This is a genomic window from Loktanella salsilacus, from assembly GCF_900114485.1.
GTDB lineage: Bacteria > Pseudomonadota > Alphaproteobacteria > Rhodobacterales > Rhodobacteraceae > Loktanella > Loktanella salsilacus.
Map to the genome: position 1 here is coordinate 87,052 of NZ_FOTF01000005.1, position 19,318 is coordinate 106,369.

Sequence of the window (19,318 nt, forward strand, 5' to 3'; positions counted from 1 at the left end):
GCGGTTGCCCTCTTACACGACAAACGGAGCTTGCCGCATGACCCTGACCATCCCCGCGAACGACCACGGCCTGATCCGCGTCTTCAAAGTCACGGACCCCCTCCCCGAAGGCCTCTCTGATCGCACGCCAGAGGCGCTCTTGGCGCTCTTCGGCACCGATACCCTTGATCCGACCTATATCGACGTCGTTGACACCCGCGATCTGTCGGGGCTGACCCTGCTCGACTACCTGAACCAAGGCTATGACATCCCGCCAGAGGCTGCTGTCGATCCGGCCCTGCGCGATTTGCATGGCATCGCCGTCCTGATCATGTCCCGCGCCAGCGCGGGCCGCGACGTGACCCTAACCCTTGCACCGCAGGTCACCCACGTCACCACGACGGGCGCGCCCGCCCGCCTGACCGCACCCGCCGCACCGCTGACATCAGACGCCGCGACCGGCACCGTGACCGGCAGCAAAGCGCCGCCCAGTAACGCCGCCATGTCGGGCCGCGTCGCCACCATCGCGCTGCTGGTCCTTTTTGCCCTTGTCGCCCTGATGATCTGGGTGGCCAGCTAACCACATTCCCCGAAACATGCGGCAAAGATTGACCCTGCTGCCCGCGCTCCCTACACCTTGCCCGACCGCCGCAAGACGCAGGACCGCATGACAACCCTACATTTTATAAACGCCCGCCTGATCGACCCGGTCGCACTGACCGACGATGTCGGCACCTTGACCGTGCAGGACGGCCTGATCACGGCCCTGAACGCCGATGCCCCAGCGGGGGCCACTGTGATTGATTGCGACGGCGCGTGCCTCGCCCCCGGCATTATCGACATCGGCGTCAAAGTCTCTGAACCGGGCGAGCGGCACAAGGAATCCTTCCGCTCTGCTGGCCGCGCCGCAGCCGCTGGCGGCGTTACCACCATCGTCACCCGCCCCGACACCGCTCCCCCCATCGACACGCCAGAGGCGCTGGAGTTCGTCCGCCGCCGGGCCGAAGTCGAGGCCTGCGTCAACGTTCTGCCCATGGCGACCCTGACAAAGGGCCGCGAAGGCCGAGAGATGACAGAGATCGGCTTCCTGCTCGACGCAGGCGCTGTCGCTTTCACCGATGGCGATCACGTCGTCACGGATACCAAAGTCCTCTCCCGCGCCCTGACCTATGCCCGCAGCCTTGGCGCATTGGTCATCGGCCACCCCCAAGACCCGGGCCTGTCTGCCGGGGCCTGCGTCACCAGCGGCAAATTCGCATCGCTGCGCGGGTTGCCTGCCGTGTCGCCCATGGCGGAACGCATGGGCCTTGACCGGGATATCGCCCTGCTGGAAATGACCGGCGCGCGCTATCATGCCGACCAGATCACCACCGCCCGCGCCCTGCCCGCGCTGGAACGAGCCAAGCGGAACGGCCTGAAAATCACCGCTGGCATCAGCATCCACCACCTGACGCTGAACGACATGGATGTCGCCGACTACCGCACCTTCTTTAAACTGACTCCGCCACTGCGGTCAGAGGATGACCGCCAAGCCGTCATCAACGCACTGGCCGAGGGTCTGATCGACATCGTCTGCTCTATGCACACGCCGCAGGACGAGGAATCCAAACGCCTACCGTTTGAACACGCCGCCGCTGGCGCTGTCGGCCTGCAAACTTTACTCCCCGCCGCGCTGCGTTTGGTGCACGCGGGCCAGATCACCCTGCCGCGCCTGTTTCGCGCCCTCACGCTGAACCCGGCGCACCTGCTGAACCTGCCCGCAGGCCGCCTGACGCCGGGTACCCCCGCCGATCTGGTGCTCTTCGACCCCGATGCACCTTTCGTGCTGGACCGCGCCACACTTCTGTCAAAATCCAAGAATACCCCGTTCGACGGCGCCCGCCTGCAAGGGCGCGTGATCGGTACATGGGTCGGGGGCACCTGTGTCGCTGGCACCCACGTTCAAGGAGGCTTTGATGCCTGATATTTCCTCACCCGTCGCCATGCTGCTGCTTTGGGGCGCTATCGGTTACCTGCTCGGCTCTATCCCGACGGGCGTCATCCTCGCCCGCGTCATGGGCCTCGGCGATCTACGCACAATCGGCTCTGGCAATATCGGGGCCACGAATGTGCTGCGCACCGGCAACAAACGCGCCGCTGCCCTGACCCTGCTGGGTGACGCGCTGAAAGGGGCCATCGCTGTGCTGCTCGCCAGCGCCTTCGCCTCTTCCTATGACGCCGTGCAACTGGCCGCGCTGGCCGCCCTGATCGGCCACTGCTTCCCTGTCTGGCTTGGCTTTCGCGGCGGCAAAGGTGTGGCAACCTTCCTTGGCATCATGCTGGCGCTCGTGCCACTGGCAGGCCTGATCGCCTGCGCCATCTGGGGACTGACCGCCAAATTCGGCAAAATCTCGTCCCTCGCGGCCTTGCTTGCCGCAGGCTGGACGCCCATCGTGCTGGTGCTGATCGGCCGCGGCGACCTGTTCGCACTCGCCACCGTGCTCGCGATCCTGATCTACCTGCGCCACTGGGCCAATATCGCCCGCCTGCGCAAAGGGACCGAGCCTAAGATCGGCGCGAAAAGCTAAATAATCCTGCGCCCGCGCCAGAGCAGGCGCAGCGCTGCCCCCAGCAGCCACAGCGGCCAGCCCAGCACCATGCGTAGGTTCACAAGCCGCAGCGCCAGCGCAAAGGGCAGCACCACAGCCAGCCCCGCCAACGCGCCCAGCACAAAAGCGCCGCCCGCCTTGACTGGCAGCCCCAGCGCCAAAGGTCCCGCAATCAACGCGACCGGCACAATCCGCTTGAACAAAAATCCTGCAATCATCCCGCCACCTTCACCGCAATTGCGGCAAAATAAAGGCGCGCCCAAACCGGCACGCCTCCTCTTCTTCTGGTCTAAAATACCTCGGGGGAGGCGTAGCCGGGGGCAGAGCCCCCAGCCAACCTCTCAATAAGAATATTCCGGATAGATCTTGCTCAAATCACCGCCCCACTCACCGTGGTACTTGGCAAGCAGCTCATCCGCAGGCACTTGGCCCGTCTCGACGCTTTCCTGCAGCGCATTCAGGAAATGTGTCTCATCCGCAACCAAACCGCCTGCACCGGGCTTGGCCCGCGCCTTCAATCCGCCATGGGCGATATCCACACAGGCCTTCGCCAGCTGGTGCATATCGATGCCGTCCACCTTGGCCTGCAACCCGTCCACGCTCGACGCCACCAGCAGCGCCTGACGCTGCTCTGCGGTCCAGTCCTTGCACAGGTCCCATGCCGCATCCAGCGCGCCTTGGTCATAAGTCAGACCAACCCAGAACGCCGGCAGCGCACACAGACGTCGCCATGGGCCACCGTCGGCACCGCGCATCTCGATGAATTGCTTGATCCGCGCTTCGGGGAAGACCGTCGTCAGATGGTCGGCCCAATCGCTCAGCAATGGCTTCTCGCCCGGCAGTGCAGGCAGTTCGCCCTTCAGAAAATCGCGGAACGACTGGCCCAGCGCGTCGATATACTTACCGTCGCGGTACACAAAATACATCGGCACATCGAGGACCCAGTCCACCCAACGCTCGAACCCCATGCCGTCCTCGAATACCCAAGGCAGCATCCCGGTGCGCGAGTCGTCAAGGCCCCGCCAGACGCGCGAACGCCAAGACTTGTGGCCGTTCGGCTTGCCCTCAAAGAAAGGCGAATTCGCGAATAGCGCCGTCGCGACAGGCTGCAGGGCAATCGCCACGCGCAGCTTTTGCACCATGTCGACTTCAGAGCTGAAATCCAGGTTCACCTGAACCGTGCAGGTCCGCCGCATCATCTGCGTGCCATGCGTGCCAACGGTGCCCATATAGGCGTCCATCAGTTTGTAACGCCCCTTGGGCATCAGCGGCATCTGCTCGTGCGTCCATTCAGGCGCTGCGCCCAGACCGATAAAGCCTGCGCCCATCTCGTCCGCGATCTCTTTGACCTGCGCCAGATGGTGGTTCACTTCATCGCAGGTCTGGTGGATCGTCTCAAGCGGCGCGCCTGACAGCTCTAGCTGACCGCCCGGCTCTAGCGACACATTGGCGCCGTCCTTGGTCAGGCCAATGATCTTGCCGCCTTCTTCAACGCGGTCCCAGCCGAATCGCTGCTCCAGCCCCTCCAGCATCGCCTTGATGCCGACGTCGCCCTCATAGGGCAGCGGCATGTTGGTCGCTTTGATATAGCCGAATTTCTCGTGTTCTGTGCCGATACGCCATTGATCCTTGGGCTTACAGCCTTTGGACAGCATCTCTGCCAGTTGATCATGGCTTTCGATGGGGCCGCCACCGGTTTGGGGAATGGACATAAGGGCAGCCTTTTCATCGCGCGGGTTTCACAGAGTATCTGGCGTGACCCACCCCTTGCGTCAATGCAAGAGCGTTCGTTCCTTTTCCCACACGGTCACCCGCGCACCGGGTGTGCGTTCCAGCACATCTAGGACCGAACCGCTGCGAATCCCCGGCAAAGCGGCGAAGACATCGAACAACGTTTCAGCCCCTTCCGCATTCACTGGAATAGCCAGCGCCTGCCCGCCCACGCCCGTCAGCACCCAATGCGGGCGCGGCATGGCGGCGGGTTCCAGCTCTAACCGGGTCAGATCCGCGACATCCATCGCGCCGCCCGTCAGCGGCCCCATGTAGACCAAGCGCCGCTCGTCCAGCATGACAATTCCCGGCCCCTGCCCATCTTGGCGGAACCGTGCACGCTGCACGCCAGCCGCTGCGATCGCGGCCGCCAGCAGGACCAGAACGATGCCGATCCACTTGACCAGACCAAAGCTGCCCAGCGCCCACCACAGGCCCAATGCTGCCAAAGCCCCTGCAAATAAGACCTCTCGCCAGCGCCACAGGGTCGCCCGCGCCTGCGGCCTCAAAAACTCAGCCATGCGCTTGCCCTTCTGTTTCACAGTGCCGCCCGCGTCTGCGGCCTTCTGATTTTTCGCCCAGTGATCGGCTTTGCAGCAGCCTCACTGCCAGTCCCCCAGCGTCGTCTGCCACAGCGTCAATGCAGCGACCGCCGCCGTATCGGCGCGCAAAATCCGCGGCCCCAGACTGATCGCCTGCGCCTGCGGCATCGCATGCAGCCGCGCGCGTTCACTGTCCGAAAAACCGCCCTCTGGTCCGATCAGCACGGCCCAAGGTCCGGGCGTCAGGCTGGCCAGATTCGCGGCCGTGCCAACCAAGCCTTCGTCGCAGAACAAAATCCGCCGATCGCCCCAACCATCCAGCACAGCTGACAATTTCGTGACCTCGGCCACGTCGGGCACATAGGTGCCGCCGCATTGCTCTGCCGCCTCGACCGCATGGGCCTGCAACTTGTCCTGACGCGCCTTTTCATTCGTGAAATCTGTCACAACGGGCAAAATACGCGCCACGCCCAGTTCCACCGCCTTTTCGACGATGAAATCGGTGCGCACCTTTTTGATCGGGGCAAAGATCAGCCACAGGTCCGGCGGCGCAATCTGCGGCGCGGTTTGTGCCTGCACCAGCAGGACGCCGCCGCGCTTGGACCCTTCGATGACTTGCGCATCCCACGCACCGTCACGCCCGTTGATCAGCGTCAGCACATCACCAACGGACAGCCGCATCACGGCAAAAAGATACAGCGCACGGTCCTTATCCAGAGGAACCGTTTGCCCTTCCCCCAAGGGGTGCTCTACAAAAAGGCGAATTTTTGATGCCATGGGCAGAACATATGCACCAGACCACCCGGACACCAGAGGCAGCGACCACCAATGCCGCAGGCCGTGTCGCCGATAGCGCCGGAAACTGGGTCGACACCCGTGCGCCGCAATCGTGGCGGCCTTATTTGCGCCTGTCGCGCCTTGATCGCCCCATCGGCACATGGCTGCTGCTGCTGCCCTGCTGGTGGGCGATTGCGCTGGCGGCGCTGGCGACGAACAGTTTTACCGCCTTCGACGTCTGGCTGATCGCAGGCTCTGCCATTGGGGCGGCCCTGATGCGCGGCGCGGGCTGCACGTGGAACGACATCACCGACCGCCACATCGACGGCTCTGTTGCGCGCACACGCTCGCGGCCCATTCCGTCTGGCGCGGTCACGGTCAAACAGGCGCTGGCATGGATGGGCGCGCAATGCGCTGTCGCATTCGCGATTCTGCTGACCATGCCGCTGGCCGCCATCGCCCTAGGTATCGCGGCGCTGATCCCTGTTGCGATCTATCCCTTTGCCAAGCGCTTTACGTGGTGGCCGCAGGTGTTCCTTGGCCTTGCGTTCAACTGGGGCGCGCTGCTGTTGTGGACGGCGCATACCGGATCGCTGGGCTGGCCCGCTGTCGCGCTTTACGTCGCGGGCATCAGCTGGACGCTGTTCTATGACACCATCTACGCCCACCAAGACACAGAGGACGACGCCCTGATCGGCGTGAAATCCACCGCCCGCCTGTTCGGCGACAACAGCCCGATGTGGCTGCGCGGTTTCCTTGTTGGCACCCTGTTTTTACTAGGCCTCGCCGTGATTGGTGCCACGATCGACCGCAGCCTGCCGTCCCTGCTGATCGCTTTGCTGGGCCCTTGGGCACTGGCATGGCACCTGACGTGGCAGCTGACGCGGTTCCGCCCGAATGACACGGCAAGCTTGCTGATGCTGTTCCGGTCCAACCGTAACGCGGGCCTTTTGCCCTTGCCGTTTTTCGCCGTCGCGCTGCTGGTGTGATTGCGTCCAGCCGCCCCTGCGCTTAGACCACTTTCAGATCACGTCCAGACCAAGTCCAAGGATTCCACGACCCATGCGTCTGTCACACCTGTTTTTGCGCATCGGCGTCTTTGTCATCGCCGCCATCGCCTGCACCCTTGCCGCCCGCGCGACCGTCGCCATCGTCGAGGATGTGTCGGTCGTGTCCGTCCAAGAGGACCTTGTTGACGCGCAGATGCCTTGGGCCAGCGTGCTGGGCGACGGTCTGCAAGTCATCATCGAAGGCGAAGCCCCGACAGAGGCCGCCCGCTTTCGCGCCATCTCCACCGCAGGGCGGGTCGTGGACGCCAGCCGCGTGATCGACAACATGTCCGTCGTTGATACCGCAGGCATCGCCGCCCCCGATTTTGCCGTCGAGATTCTGCGCGGCGATAGCGGTGTATCAATCATCGGCCTGATCCCGACAGCCACCGACCGCGAGGCGCTGGACGCCCGCATCACCCAGATCGCACGCGGCCTGACCGTGACCGACCTGCTGGAAACCGCGGATTACCCCGTGCCGGACACATGGCGCGACGCCATGACCTATGCCCTGCGCGCGCTGGACCTGCTGCCGCGGTCCAAGATTTCGGTGTCGGATGGCCGCATCGCGATCACCGCCATCGCCGACAGCGCAACGCAAAAAGCCGACTTTGAAACCGCGCTGGCCCGCAATGTGCCGCAAGGCGTCCGCCGCCAAGTGCGCATCACTGCGCCGCGCCCGGTGATCTCTCCCTATACCATCCGCTTTACGCAGGACGATGATGGCGCACGCTTTGCCGCCTGCGCGGCCGACAGCCCCGCCACCGAACAGCAGATCATGGAAGCCGCCATCGCCGCTGGCTATACCGGGCGATCCACCTGCGTGCAGGCGCTTGGCGTGCCGTCGCGCACGTGGGGCCGTGCCGCCGCGCTGGCGATCAAGGCCGTGACGGACATCGGCGGCGGCACCGTCACGCTGGCTGACACCGACATTACGCTCGTCGGCCTAGAGACCACCGATCAGGACACCTTTGACCGCATCACGGGCGTGCTAGAAAATGCCCTGCCGGACGTTTACGCCCTGTCCACCGATCTGCCCCGCCCACCAGAGGCGACAGCCGACGGACCACCCACATTCACCGCCCTGCGCAGCCCCGAAGGCGCTGTGCAACTGCGCGGCCGGATGACGGACGATCTGTCCAACATGACCGCCGAAAACTACGCCGCGGCCAAATTTGGCGCGACCAATGTCACCATGGGCACCCGCGTTACGGGCGATCTGCCGCAGGACTGGTCCATGCGTGTCCTTGCCGGGATCGAAGTGCTGGCCCAGTTGAAAAACGGCAGCGTCTCTGTGACGCCTGACCTTGTGACCGTCAAAGGTAACACCGGCAACGCCAACGCGCCTGCGATCGTAACCAACCTGCTGATCAGCAAACTGGGCCAGACCGCAGAGGCGGATTTGGACATCACCTACGTCAAGGAACTTGATCCATCCGCGGGCCTGCCGACGCCAGACGAATGCATCGCGAATATCGAAAACGTAACCGAGGGGCGCAAAATCGGCTTTGATCCCGGCTCTGCCACGCTGACATCGGATTCGCAGCCCATCGTTGATGACATCGCCGAAATTTTGCAGCGCTGCCCCGATATTCGCCTGCAAATCGCGGGCTATACCGACAGCCAAGGCGGCGAAGAGATGAACCAAGAGCTGTCCCAGACCCGCGCCGATGCCGTGCTGACCGCCCTGCGCGTGCGCCGCATCCCCATCGCGACCTTCACCGCCATCGGCTATGGTGAAGCCGATCCTATTGCCGATAACGACACCGCCGACGGGCGCGAAGCAAACCGCCGCATCGCATTCTCTTTGACCAAAACCGAAGAAGAGACGACAACGCTGGACGACGTCGCCGCCGAGTCCGAAGCCACCTCTGAAACAGCGAATGAGACGAACGAATGACAGTCAGGACCGCCCCGTGAACCGCACCGAATTCATCGTCGCCACGGCGATCATCCTTTTTGTCGCTTTCGTCCTTGGCTGGTTTGCCAGCTGGTTGGTCAACCGCGCCACCCGCGTCACCAAGGCCGAGATCGGAGAGCTTGACCGCATGGCGCAGGCCCTGCACGAGGCCGAAGAAACCCGCGACCAGGCCATCACCTATCTGCAACAACGCGAGGCTGAGATCACCAATCAGCTGTCCCAAACCGAGGCAGAGCTGCGCGCCGCCATGGACGGTTTGCGCGATGCCCGGCAAGAAGCGGAAGAGTACCGCAGCCAGCTAGAGCGCTAATCTGCGGGGTGACGTGGCGACACGTCCCCTAGTATGGAACCACAAGACACTTAAATGGTTTAGTCCCCATAGACGCCCTGCGCCTTACCGGCCGCGGGGCGTGGCATTTTGAAAGGACACCCCATGAAAATTCTTATGGTTCTGACATCGCACGACAAACTGGGCGATACTGGCAAGAAGACTGGCTTCTGGCTCGAAGAATTCGCCGCACCCTACTACGTCTTCAAAGACGCAGGCGCGGATATCACCATCGCGTCCCCCAAGGGCGGTCAGCCACCGCTTGACCCATCGTCCGACACCAAAGACGCGCAGACCCCTGCGACTGACCGCTTCAAGGACGACGCCGATGCACAAAAAGCGCTGGCCAACACCGATGTGCTGTCAACCATCGACGCCGCCGGTTATGATGCCGTCTTTTACCCCGGTGGCCACGGCCCTCTGTGGGATCTGGCAAATGACGCCGACAGCATCAAGCTGATCGAAACCGTCACCACCGCAGGCACGCCCCTTGCCGCCGTCTGCCACGCACCTGCGATCTTTAAGAACACCATGATCGACGGCAAGCCGCTGGTCACAGGTAAGACCGTCACCGGCTTTACGAACACCGAGGAAGACGCCGTCGGCCTGACCGACGTCGTACCGTTCCTGGTCGAGGACATGCTGAAAGCCAACGGCGGCAACTATGAAAAAGGCGCCGACTGGGGCTCTTTCGTCGTCACCGACGGCAAGCTGGTCACGGGCCAGAACCCTGCGTCGTCCGAAGAAGCGGCTAAGAAGCTGATGTCGCTCGTCTAAGTTTGGCGATTCAAGATGGAGGGGGTCGCAGATTTGCGGCCCCCTTTTTCGTGTCCTGTCGTTATGTTTCGTCTCGGCTACGCCGAGCCGATCCATTGGGGGCTTTGCCCCCAAACCCCCAAGGTATTTTCAACCAGAAGAAGGGGGCACCTAGGACCCATTCGTGTGATCGTGATCATGGACGATGGCAGGGGCATCGCCGATCAGCCCCGCCCCTTGGCAAGCGTGGCGGCTACATTCGATTTCCAGCGTCGTGTGCGCGATGCCATGAACGGTCAAAGACTGGCGCACCACGCTTTTAATCGCATCCGCCCGGCCCCACGCGCCAAGGTCCACCACGATATGCGCGTTCACCGCGCTGCGGTGTTCGTCGATCATCCACAGGTGGACATGGTGAACGTCGGCAACGCCGTCCACCGCGCGCATATCTGCAATGATCGCGTCAGCATTTGCCTCTGGCGGGCTGCCTAGCATCAGCAGGCGGATAACGTGGCCGATTTCGGAAAAGGATTGCCACAGGATGTAGCCCGCAATGCCCAGCGTCACGACAGGGTCGACCCACGTCCAGCCGAAGGTCAGGATCAGCACACCAGCGACAATAACACCGACAGACCCCAGCGCATCGCTGACGTTGTGCAGAAACGCGGCGCGGATGTTCATACTGTCTTTGCTCATCGTATAGGTCAGCGCGGCGGTGATAAGGTCAATGATCAGGGCAAAGCCCGCAATCCAGATCACCAGCCATCCGTTCACCCCTTCGGGCGTGATCAGGCGGGCGATGCCTTCGTAAACCAGCCAAAGTCCGATCACGATCAGCGTGGTGTAGTTGATCAGGGCGGCCACCACCTCTGCCCGCGCATAGCCAAACGTCATCTTAGCGTCCGCAGGGCGGCGCGCAATCTTGCGGGCACCAAATGCGATCACCAGCGCCAAGGCGTCCGACAAGTTGTGGATCGCATCCGCAATCAGCGCGAGGCTGCCTGACAGGATGCCGCCGATGATCTGCGCCACGGTCAGCGCAAGGTTCACGCCAACCGCCGCGGCGATGCGGCGGTCCCCCGCATTTGGGTCGACGTGATGATGATGTCCGGCCATATGTGTCCCCTTTGATCATCAACGCCGCAAAGCGGTCATCGGTTCAGCTGCGCGGTGCCGCGGCCCGCCGCAAGCGGTCATTAATCGCCGCCCCAAGACCATGCTCTGGCACAGGCGCAACTGCAATCGCCTGCGCCCCCATGGCATCCAGCTGGTGCAGGCGGTCAAATAGGTTTGTTGCCGCCTCAACCAGATCGCCCGCCGCCGACAGCGTCAAATCGCCCGCGACGGGGCCGAACCCCAGCATGACTTCGCCGGGCCGCGCATGGGTCGCATCCAGTCGCACCGTGCCCTGCGGCGCATAATGGCTGGCCAACATCCCCGGCGCGGTGATCGCGGCAGTGCCGCTTGGGCGGCTCAAAGGCTGGCCCAAAGCGGCCTCTAACGCCTCTGCCGCGACGCCGCCGGCGCGCAGCAGGACCGGATCGCCTGTCACATCAACAATCGTCGATTCAACGCCGACACCGCAGGCACCGCCATCGACAACGCCGCCGATCCGCCCCGCGAGCCCCGCCATGACATGCGCCGCCGTCGTCGGGCTGATCCGGCCAGAGGGGTTCGCGCTAGGGGCCGCCACCGGTCCACCAAAGGCCCGCAGCAGGCCCTGCGCCACCGGATGATCCGGCACCCGCACCGCAAGCGTCGTCAGCCCTGCCGTCACCAGTGTCGAAATTCCCGCATCCGGCCGGAGCGGCAACACCAGCGTCAGCGCGCCGGGCCAAAATGCCTGCGCCAAACGGTAAGCCTGCGGGGTAAACGTCACCAACGCCTCTGCCGCGGCCAAATCGGCCACATGTACGATCAACGGATTGAAACTGGGCCGCCCTTTGGCCGCATAAATCCCAGCCACCGCGTCAGAGCGTCGCGCATCAGCCCCAAGCCCGTAGACGGTTTCCGTCGGAAACGCGACCAAACCGCCATCGGATAAGACCTTTGCCGCATTTGTCAGCCCCGCATCATCCGCAAGGAAGACGGCAGTTTCTGACGTGGCGTTGTCATTGCGTGATTGCATGGTGCGGCTACCTTGGTCAGGATCGCGCCTGCATACCGCCGCGCCACGACCTTGCCAAGCACGCCTCAGGAGGAGCCGACCCATGCCCTACCGCGCCCCCGTTTCCGATTTCCGCTTTTTGCTGGACCACGTCACCGATTTCGCCGCTGTCACCGCGACTGATAAGTTCAGCGAAGCGACACCGGATATGACCGACGCTATCCTAACCGAGGCCGCCAAGATGTGCGAAGCGGTGCTTGCCCCGCTGAACCGCGCGGGCGATTTGCACCCTGCCCGTCTGGAAAACGGCGTCGTGCGCACATCGCCGGGGTTTGCGGACGGTTACAAGGCCATTGCCGACGGCGGCTGGATTGGCATGTCTGCCGATCCGGACAACGGCGGCATGGGCCTGCCGATGACGCTCACCACCGCTGTGAACGACATGATGTCCGCGGCCTGCTTGTCGCTGCAACTGAACCCGCTGATGACCCAAGGCCAGATCGAAGCGCTGGAACATCACGCCTCTCAGGACCTGCGCGATCTGTATATCCCCAAGCTGATATCTGGCGAATGGTGCGGCACCATGAACCTGACAGAGCCGCAGGCAGGTTCGGACGTCGGCGCGCTGCGGTCCAAGGCCGTGGATAACGGCGATGGGACTTATGCGATCTCCGGCCAGAAGATTTATATCTCTTGGGCCGATAACGATTTCACCGAAAACGTCTGCCACCTTGTGCTGGCCCGCTTGCCGGACGGCGTGCCGGGCACCAAGGGCATCAGCCTGTTTCTGGTGCCAAAGTTCATCCCCGATGCGGATGGCAACCCCGGCACACAAAACAGCCTGCGCGTCGTCAGCTTGGAACATAAGCTTGGCCTGCACGGCAGCCCAACGGCTGTGATGGAATACGACGGTGCCACCGGCTGGATGGTCGGGCCGGAAAACGGCGGCATGGCGGCGATGTTCACCATGATGAACAACGCCCGCCTTGGTGTCGGCACCCAAGGTATCGGCGTCGCTGAAGGCGCATATCAGCACGCGCTTTACTACGCCCAAGACCGCAAGCAAGGCAAAGCCGGCGGCTCTGGCAGCATCATCGAACATGCCGACGTGCGCCGCATGCTGGCCGAGATGAAGTCCGACATCTTTGCCGCCCGCGCCATAGCCATGATGTGCGCCTGCGCCATCGACATGACCACCGCCACCGGCGACGACACATGGCGTGCCCGGGCCGCGTTCCTGACACCGATTGCCAAAGCCTTTGGCACCGATACAGGCATCAAGGTCGCATCGACCGGCGTGCAGGTCCACGGCGGCATGGGTTTTGTCGAGGAAACCGGCGCGGCCCAATTTCTGCGCGACGTGCGCGTCACCGCGATCTATGAAGGCACCAACGGTATCCAAGCGATGGACCTTGTCGCACGCAAACTGATGGACGGCGGTGAAGCGGCACGTCTGCTGATCGAGGAAATCCAAGCCGGATCAGAGGCCGCCCGCAGCAGCCACAAGGAACTGGCCGAAGCTGTCTGGCAGGCCGCCGAAGACCTGCGCGAAACCACCGATTGGCTGGTTGCGCAGACCGACCTGAACCAGCGCTTTGCAGGGGCTGTCCCGTATCTGGCGGCCTTCGCCCGCGTGCTGGGCGGCCATGCCCACCTTGCCGCTGCGATCCACGGCGACGCGGCCCGCGCGCGTTTGGCCACCTTCTACATACGCCGCCTGCTGCCAGAGGTATCAGGCCTGCTGGCCCATGTGCGCGAAGGTGCAGATGACCTACTGGCGATCACACCAGAAGACTTGGCCGCCTAAAAATGCCTGTCGCGGGGGCCGATGCCCCTGCGACACCGTGACGAGGCGCGCTGTTATAATAACACGTGCGCCTTGCTGCAGGCTGATATATATTGAATCTTGAATATATCAGTCAGGATTCCCCATGGCCTATACCGAAAAATTCCAATCCCTTGCCGATGCCGCCCGCGCCAAGGTCGATGAAGTCGCCCCGGCAGACGTCGCCGCGTTAATCGCAGACGGCGCGATCGCCCTTGATATCCGTGACCCGGACGAGCACGCCAAGGACCATATCCCCGGATCGCTGAACATCAGCCGCGGCAAGCTAGAGATGAACGTCGAAGAGGCCCTGCCCGATCTGGACCGCGTCATCCTGTGCTATTGCAACGCCAATAATCGCGGCGCGCTGTCGGCAGCCAGCCTGCGCGATATGGGCTACACCAACGCCCGCTTTATCGGTGGCGGCCTGAATGCATGGCGCAAACTGCCCGCCTAAGGCAGCAAAGGCGCGTCGACTTCGCGCGCTTATTCCGTCCGCGGCGGCGACAGGAAACTGGTCGCCGCAGCATCCGCCAATAGCGGGGCAGAGTTATCCTTCAACGCGACCCCCGATGTGCCGAGCACTTGGGCCTGAGCATACAGATAGGCAAACCGCGCGGCGGCATGACCCGGCAATAGCCCCGCAGGGCGCACGTTAGAAATACAGTTGCGCCGCGCATCGCTTAGCCCCGGGCCGGGGTTTTGCGTAAAATATAACCCCAGCGAATCCGGCGAGGACAGCCCCGGCCGCTCCCCGATCAGCACCAGGACCGCCGCTGCATCCATTGCGGCCGCAATGTCATCACCAATCGCCACCCGCCCCTGCACCGCAATGACCGGGGCGGACATCCGCACCCCCGGCATCTGCGCCATCAAGGCCGCGACCATCGCTGCCGCGTGATCCTGCACCGCCCGTGACGACAGCCCGTCGGCGATAACAATCGCCAATTCCGGCGCATCACCCGGCAATGCGGCCCCTGCCGCCAACCGCCGCCCCTTGTCCGGGTGGCGCAGATAATCGGCGCGGTCCACTGCCTGCGACTGAACAGTCAGCGCTGGCAAAACCCCGTCGATCGCGCCCAAATCCGCCACCAAGCGCGCCACATCCAGCGGCTGATGCACCGCATCGCGGGCCTGTGCATGGGCCATCTGGAACGCCAGCAGTTCTGCCGTCGGCAGGCTGACGCCTGCCCGCCCCATCCCGATTCGCGCATCGGTAAAGCGGCGCAAGCTGCGCCACGGATTATCTGTGACCCGATTATCCATGCGCCGCCCCCGCAAGCCGCTTGGCAAAACCATCCGGCATGCCATCGCCCAGCCGGAACCCGTCCGCGCTGTCCATGATTCCCATGCGCGCCAGCCAAGCGTCGAACTCTGGCGCAGGTTTCAGCCCCAAGGCGCGGCGCAAATAAAGGGCATCATGGAACGATGTTGACTGATAATTAAGCATAATATCGTCGGACCCCGGCACGCCCATGATAAAACTGACGCCCGCGACGCCCAGCAAAGTCATCAGACTGTCGACATCGTTCTGATCCGCTTCGGCGTGGTTGGTATAGCAAATGTCGCAGCCCATCGGCAGGCCCAGCAGCTTGCCGCAGAAATGATCCTCTAGCCCCGCCCGCGCGATTTCCCGCCCATCATACAAGTATTCCGGCCCGATAAAGCCGACGACAGTGTTCACCAACAGCGGATCGTAATGCCGCGCCACGGCATAGGCGCGCGCCTCGCAGGTTTGTTGATCAAGGCCGTGATTCGCGCCTGCAGACAGGGACGATCCCTGCCCCGTTTCGAAATACATCACGTTCGTCCCGACCGTCCCGCGCCCCAATCCCAAGGCCGCATCCTGCGCCTGCGCCAAATGATCCAGCGTAAAACCAAAGGCATCATTGGTGCCCTGCGTGCCGCCAACGCTTTGAAACACCAGATCGACCGGCGCGCCTGCGGTGATGCAGTCCAGCGTATTGGTCACATGCGTCAGCACGCAGGACTGGGTCGGGATGCCGTACCCGTCGATGATATCCGCCATCAGATGCAGCAACCGCCCCGCCTGTGCGACATTGTCCGTCGCTGGGTTGATCCCGATCACCGCATCGCCGCCCGCATACATCAATCCGTCCAGAATCGACGCCGCGATCCCGTTCACATCGTCGACCGGATGGTTCGGCTGCACCCGCGTCGACAGCCGCCCGGGCAGGCCGATGGTACCCCGAAACGCCGTCGTCACGCGGCACTTTTGCGCGACAAGGATCAAGTCCTGATTACGCATGATCTTGCAGACCGCCGCTGCCATCTCTGGCGTCAGACCGGGGCGCAGGGCCGCCAGCACCGCAGGCGTCGCTAGATCCGACAGCAGCCAGTCACGAAAATCGCCCACCGTCAGATGCGCCACAGGCGCAAAGGCCGCCGCGTCATGTGTATCAATGATCAGCCGGGTGACATCGTCATCCTCGTAGGGAATCAGCGCCTCCTCCAGAAACCGCTGCAACGGCACATCCGCCAGCACCGCCTGCGCGGCGGCCCGGTCTTGCGCGCTGGTCGCCGCGACACCGGCCAGCCGGTCCCCCGCCCGGTCAGGCGTCGCCCGCGCCATCACCTGCGCCAGCGTATCATAGCGCCAAACCTGCCCCCCAAGGGTCGTGCGATAGCGGCTTTGCATTGCCTGATCCTTTGGCTGTTCGCTGCCATCCTACGCACGCAAGCAGAAACGAAAAGCCCCCAGCGCCGCGAAATCAATGCGCCATTCCAAACGTCTTGCTTTCAAAAAATCCGCCGTTAACCTCTGTCACATGAATGTCATCGGGCGGGTCTAACCGCAGCCGGTACGACACCCGCAATCATGATCGGAGTATCCCATGATCTCGAAAACTGCCCTGATGGCGACCGTCAGCACCCTGTCGATGCTGATCGCGCCACTGGCCCACGCCCAGTCGGACGAGCTGATCGCCGCCGCCAACGCCGAAGGCCGTCTGACCACCATCGCCCTGCCCCACAGCTGGTGCGGCTACGGCGACGTGATTGCCGGCTTCAAGGCGAAATACCCCGATATCGAAGTGAACGAGCTGAACCCAGACGCCGGTTCCGCAGACGAGATTGAAGCGATTCGCGCCAACGTCGGCAACACCGGCCCGCAGGCGCCTGACGTGATCGACGTCGGCCTGTCCTTTGGCCCCGCCGCCACCGAAGAAGGTCTGGTTCAGCCTTACAAAGTCGCCACTTGGGACAGCATCCCAGACGGCGCAAAAGACGCTGACGGCAACTGGTATGGCGATTACTACGGCGTCATGTCGTTCCTCGTGAACACCGATCTGATCGACAACGTGCCGACATCCTTCGCGGACCTGCTTAAGCCTGAATACGCTGGTGCCGTCGCACTGGCCGGTGATCCACGCGCATCCAACCAAGCGATCCTTGCCGTCATGGCCGCTGGCATGGCGCAGGGCGCAGAGCCGGGCGAAGCCGCAGCAAAAGCTGGCATGGAATACTTTGCCGAAATGAACAAAGTCGGCAACTTCGTCCCCGTCATCGGCAAGGCAGGCACACTGGCACAGGGCACGACGCCCATCGTGATCGAGTGGGATTACAACGCATTGGCATCCCGCGACACCCTGCAGGGCAACCCCCCGGTCGAGGTTGTCGTGCCTTCTGACGCCGTCCTTGCTGGTGTCTACGTGCAGGCGATCAGCGCCCACGCGCCGCAGCCGAACGCCGCCAAGCTTTGGATGGAATACCTGTATTCCGACGAAGGTCAGCTGGGCTGGCTGGCGGGCTACTGCCACCCGATCCGCTTTAACGATCTGGCCAAAGCAGGATCGATCCCGCAGGACCTGCTGGACGCCCTGCCGCCAGCTGCCAGCTACGAGGCAGCCGTGTTCCCGACCCTTGATCAGGTGAATGCGAACTCTGCTGCTGTTGTTGCCGAATGGGACAGCATTGTCGGCGCAAACGTCCAGTAACATCTTGACAAGACAGCGCGTTCCCCGGACCACCCGGGGAACGCTTTTCGTTTCGACGCACGTCCAACTCACGGGGTTTCATGGCGCAGCAATCGGCAATCGTCGCGCAAGCGCAGCGCTGGGTGGGATTGGTCCCATTCATCGCCTTTACCGGGCTGTTCCTGATCGCCCCCACGCTGTTCATCGTGATCGGCGCCTTTCGCACGCCGCAAGGCGGCTTTACCTTTCAAAACATCCTCGACCTGAACACGCCGACGATCCTGTCGGCCTATTGGGTGTCGATCAAAGTCAGCTTTCTGTCCGCCCTGCTGGGCTGCCTGATCGGCTTTGCCATGGCCGCCGCCATGACGCTGGGCGGGATCAGTAACCGCGTCAAAAGCCCGCTGATGACCTTTTCCGGCGTGGCCTCCAACTTTGCCGGCGTGCCGCTGGCCTTTGCCTTTATCGCGACCATCGGCCCTGCGGGCCTGATCACCATGTATTTGCGCACGGAATTCGGCATCAATCTGCGGATGTATGGCTGGAACCTGCTGTCCACATGGGGCCTGATCATCACCTATCTGTTCTTCCAGATCCCCCTGATGATCCTGATCATCACCCCCGCGCTTGAGGGGCTGAAAAAGGAATGGAGGGAGGCCGCCGACATCCTAGGCGCGACCCGTCTGCAATACTGGCGCATGGTGGCCCTGCCGATCCTGTTCCCGTCGATCCTTGGCACCATGGCGCTGCTGTTCGCCAATGCCTTTGGTGCTGTCGCCACCGCCATCGCGCTGACGGGGCCGTCCCTGAACATCGCGCCGATCCTGCTTTATGCGCAGATCAGGGGCGACGTTTTGGGCAACCCCAACCTTGGCTATGCGCTTGCTTTTGGCATGATCATCATCACCGGGGCTGCCAACACGATCTATATCGTCCTGCGCCTGCGCGCTGAAAGGTGGCTGAAATGACCCGCATCGCCGCCTACGGCACCATCCTTCTAGGGTGCCTCTATTTCATCATGCCGATGATCGGCATGGCCGAGTTTTCCCTGTCCATGCGCCGGGGCGTCTACTCTCTCGACGCCTACCGGGTGGTCCTTGCCGATCCACAGTTTCAGGCGACCTTCACCTATTCGCTGGTCATGGCGCTGTTCACGATCATCTTTGGCGTGCTGCTGGTCGTGCCGACCGCCTATTGGGTGCAGCTAAAAATGCCAAAGCTGCGCCCGGTGGTCGAATTCGTCACCCTGCTGCCCCTTGTCATCCCCGCCATCGTCGTCGTGTTTGGCTATATCCGCCTTTATAACACCTCTGGCTGGCTGCCGATGACCGGTTCCGTGATGGGCACCAACATCCTGCTGATGTTCGGCTACGCGACTCTGGCCCTGCCCTATATGTACCGCGCCGTCGATACGGGCCTGCGTACCATCGACGTGGCGACATTGACCGAGGCCGCGCAATCCCTTGGCGCAGGCTGGCTGCGCATTATGGCCACGCTGATCCTGCCAAACGTGCTGGGCGCGGTGCTGTCCGGCGCGTTCCTGACACTTGCCATTGTGATCGGCGAATTTACCATGGCGGCCCTGCTCGACCGGCCCGCCTTTGGCCCCTACATGCAAATCCTTGGCGCGAACAAAGCCTACGAGCCTGCCGCACTGGCCGTGATTGCCTTCGCGATCACATGGGCCTGCATGGGCCTGATCCAGATGGTCAGCCGACTATCCAAACATAAAAGAGCGTAA

The 19,318-nt window shown here is 63.0% G+C and carries 20 protein-coding genes; 12 read left to right on the top strand and 8 right to left on the bottom strand.

All coding sequences use genetic code 11. From position 1 onward, the window contains the following. Positions 1-37: 37 nt before the first annotated feature. From BM131_RS05635 to plsY, 3 genes are all read left to right on the top strand, one after another. Positions 38-559: a hypothetical protein gene (locus BM131_RS05635; RefSeq protein ID WP_090186833.1), complete on the top strand. Its 522-nt coding sequence runs from the start codon at positions 38-40 to the stop codon at positions 557-559. An 87-nt stretch (positions 560-646) separates the two neighbouring features. Beyond that, positions 647-1,942, top strand: a complete 1,296-nt coding sequence (pyrC, locus tag BM131_RS05640) for a dihydroorotase (protein WP_090187185.1) — start codon at positions 647-649, stop codon at positions 1,940-1,942. Further along, positions 1,935-2,546: a glycerol-3-phosphate 1-O-acyltransferase PlsY gene (gene plsY / locus BM131_RS05645; protein WP_090186835.1), complete on the top strand. Its 612-nt coding sequence runs from the start codon at positions 1,935-1,937 to the stop codon at positions 2,544-2,546. Before pyrC ends, plsY begins: the two co-directional genes overlap by 8 nt. Here the strand turns inward: plsY and BM131_RS05650 are convergent. The 4 genes from BM131_RS05650 to BM131_RS05665 form a co-directional block, all read right to left on the bottom strand. Continuing rightward, positions 2,543-2,785, bottom strand: a complete 243-nt coding sequence (locus tag BM131_RS05650) for a hypothetical protein (RefSeq protein WP_090186838.1) — start codon at positions 2,783-2,785, stop codon at positions 2,543-2,545. The two genes, plsY and BM131_RS05650, sit on opposite strands and share 4 nt — an antisense overlap. Before the next feature lie 123 nt (positions 2,786-2,908). After that, positions 2,909-4,279 (bottom strand): glutamate--cysteine ligase, encoded by a 1,371-nt coding sequence (locus tag BM131_RS05655; protein WP_090186841.1) that lies wholly within the window; start codon positions 4,277-4,279, stop codon positions 2,909-2,911. A 60-nt stretch (positions 4,280-4,339) separates the two neighbouring features. Then, positions 4,340-4,858: a hypothetical protein gene (locus tag BM131_RS05660; RefSeq protein WP_090186843.1), complete on the bottom strand. Its 519-nt coding sequence runs from the start codon at positions 4,856-4,858 to the stop codon at positions 4,340-4,342. A gap of 81 nt (positions 4,859-4,939) precedes the next feature. Continuing rightward, positions 4,940-5,656: a 16S rRNA (uracil(1498)-N(3))-methyltransferase gene (locus tag BM131_RS05665; protein ID WP_090186846.1), complete on the bottom strand. Its 717-nt coding sequence runs from the start codon at positions 5,654-5,656 to the stop codon at positions 4,940-4,942. Positions 5,657-5,667: 11 nt separating this feature from the next. Between BM131_RS05665 and ubiA the strand changes: the two genes are divergently transcribed. The 4 genes from ubiA (at position 5,668) to BM131_RS05685 (ending at position 9,731) form a co-directional block, all read left to right on the top strand. Beyond that, complete coding sequence (gene ubiA / locus BM131_RS05670; RefSeq protein ID WP_090186848.1) at positions 5,668-6,645, top strand: 4-hydroxybenzoate octaprenyltransferase; 978 nt, start codon at positions 5,668-5,670, stop codon at positions 6,643-6,645. A gap of 73 nt (positions 6,646-6,718) precedes the next feature. Then, positions 6,719-8,605 (top strand): OmpA family protein, encoded by a 1,887-nt coding sequence (locus BM131_RS05675; RefSeq protein WP_090186851.1) that lies wholly within the window; start codon positions 6,719-6,721, stop codon positions 8,603-8,605. 16 nt (positions 8,606-8,621) lie between these two features. Beyond that, the gene (locus BM131_RS05680) at positions 8,622-8,936 is read left to right on the top strand and encodes a hypothetical protein (RefSeq protein ID WP_090186854.1); all 315 of its coding nucleotides are present in this window, start codon (positions 8,622-8,624) and stop codon (positions 8,934-8,936) included. A gap of 123 nt (positions 8,937-9,059) precedes the next feature. Then, positions 9,060-9,731 (top strand): type 1 glutamine amidotransferase domain-containing protein, encoded by a 672-nt coding sequence (locus BM131_RS05685; protein ID WP_090186857.1) that lies wholly within the window; start codon positions 9,060-9,062, stop codon positions 9,729-9,731. A 150-nt stretch (positions 9,732-9,881) separates the two neighbouring features. Here the strand turns inward: BM131_RS05685 and BM131_RS05690 are convergent, their stop codons facing one another. Together BM131_RS05690 and BM131_RS05695 are read right to left on the bottom strand one after the other, a co-directional pair. Further along, on the bottom strand, positions 9,882-10,826 hold the full coding sequence (locus tag BM131_RS05690; RefSeq protein WP_090186860.1) for a cation diffusion facilitator family transporter: 945 nt from the start codon (positions 10,824-10,826) through the stop codon (positions 9,882-9,884). A gap of 43 nt (positions 10,827-10,869) precedes the next feature. Beyond that, positions 10,870-11,838, bottom strand: a complete 969-nt coding sequence (locus BM131_RS05695) for an L-threonylcarbamoyladenylate synthase (RefSeq protein WP_090186863.1) — start codon at positions 11,836-11,838, stop codon at positions 10,870-10,872. 82 nt (positions 11,839-11,920) lie between these two features. Here BM131_RS05695 and BM131_RS05700 point away from each other — a divergent pair, with 82 nt between their 5' ends. Both BM131_RS05700 and BM131_RS05705 read left to right on the top strand, forming a co-directional pair. Continuing rightward, positions 11,921-13,624 carry an acyl-CoA dehydrogenase gene (locus tag BM131_RS05700; protein ID WP_090186865.1) on the top strand — a complete coding sequence of 568 codons (1,704 nt, stop codon included), beginning with the start codon at positions 11,921-11,923 and terminating at the stop codon, positions 13,622-13,624. A gap of 124 nt (positions 13,625-13,748) precedes the next feature. Further along, entirely contained in the window at positions 13,749-14,099 is a 351-nt protein-coding gene (locus BM131_RS05705; RefSeq protein WP_090186868.1) for a rhodanese-like domain-containing protein, read from the top strand. A gap of 29 nt (positions 14,100-14,128) precedes the next feature. Here the strand turns inward: BM131_RS05705 and eutC are convergent, their stop codons facing one another. Both eutC and BM131_RS05715 read right to left on the bottom strand, forming a co-directional pair. Then, a complete protein-coding gene (gene eutC, locus BM131_RS05710; protein WP_090186871.1) occupies positions 14,129-14,908 on the bottom strand; it encodes an ethanolamine ammonia-lyase subunit EutC in 780 nt (259 codons plus the stop codon). Further along, a complete protein-coding gene (locus BM131_RS05715) occupies positions 14,901-16,301 on the bottom strand; it encodes an ethanolamine ammonia-lyase subunit EutB (RefSeq protein WP_090186873.1) in 1,401 nt (466 codons plus the stop codon). Before BM131_RS05715 ends, eutC begins: the two co-directional genes overlap by 8 nt. A 196-nt stretch (positions 16,302-16,497) precedes the next feature. Here BM131_RS05715 and BM131_RS05720 point away from each other — a divergent pair, with 196 nt between their 5' ends. The 3 genes from BM131_RS05720 to BM131_RS05730 all read left to right on the top strand — a co-directional run bounded on the left by BM131_RS05720 (position 16,498) and on the right by BM131_RS05730 (position 19,318). Continuing rightward, entirely contained in the window at positions 16,498-17,598 is a 1,101-nt protein-coding gene (locus BM131_RS05720; protein WP_090186875.1) for an ABC transporter substrate-binding protein, read from the top strand. A gap of 80 nt (positions 17,599-17,678) precedes the next feature. After that, positions 17,679-18,545 carry an ABC transporter permease gene (locus BM131_RS05725; protein ID WP_090186878.1) on the top strand — a complete coding sequence of 289 codons (867 nt, stop codon included), beginning with the start codon at positions 17,679-17,681 and terminating at the stop codon, positions 18,543-18,545. Further along, positions 18,542-19,318: an ABC transporter permease gene (locus tag BM131_RS05730; protein ID WP_090186882.1), complete on the top strand. Its 777-nt coding sequence runs from the start codon at positions 18,542-18,544 to the stop codon at positions 19,316-19,318. The genes BM131_RS05725 and BM131_RS05730 overlap by 4 nt, the downstream gene beginning before the upstream one ends.